General features: G+C 48.5%; 2 tRNA genes. Both read left to right on the top strand.

The features are described from left to right. Positions 1-42 precede the first annotated feature (42 nt). A tRNA-Ile gene (locus AYO36_RS14045) sits at positions 43-119 on the top strand. A gap of 27 nt (positions 120-146) precedes the next feature. After that, a tRNA-Ala gene (locus AYO36_RS14040) sits at positions 147-219 on the top strand. Positions 220-369: the final 150 nt, after the last annotated feature.

The raw sequence follows: 369 nt of genomic DNA, 5'->3' as shown, positions 1-369 counted from the left end.
ATCGTTCAGTTTTGAGAGTCTAATTCTCTCTAGTCATGGAATGGGCCTATAGCTCAGCCGGTTAGAGCGCACGCCTGATAAGCGTGAGGTCGGTGGTTCGAGTCCACTTAGGCCCACCATTTCCATTCTAATTTAATTTCAATCCTGGGGCCTTAGCTCAGCTGGGAGAGCGCCTGCCTTGCACGCAGGAGGTCAGCGGTTCGATCCCGCTAGGCTCCATTTGCCTTGTCCTTTGGATAAGGCACTCGCACCTTGAAAACTGAAGACATCAACAAGACATCAAACTTTTAATTAACCATGTCATTTAAGACGTGTGTTCTTAGAATACCAACGCTAGATCAAGGTATGAAGGGCGTACGGTGGATGCCT

It is taken from the genome of Exiguobacterium sp. KKBO11 (assembly GCF_001644945.1).
Taxonomy (GTDB): Bacteria; Bacillota; Bacilli; order Exiguobacteriales; family Exiguobacteriaceae; genus Exiguobacterium_A; species Exiguobacterium_A abrahamii.
Note: the sequence above shows the minus strand (reverse complement) of the source record. Positions and strands in the feature narration are given on the sequence as shown.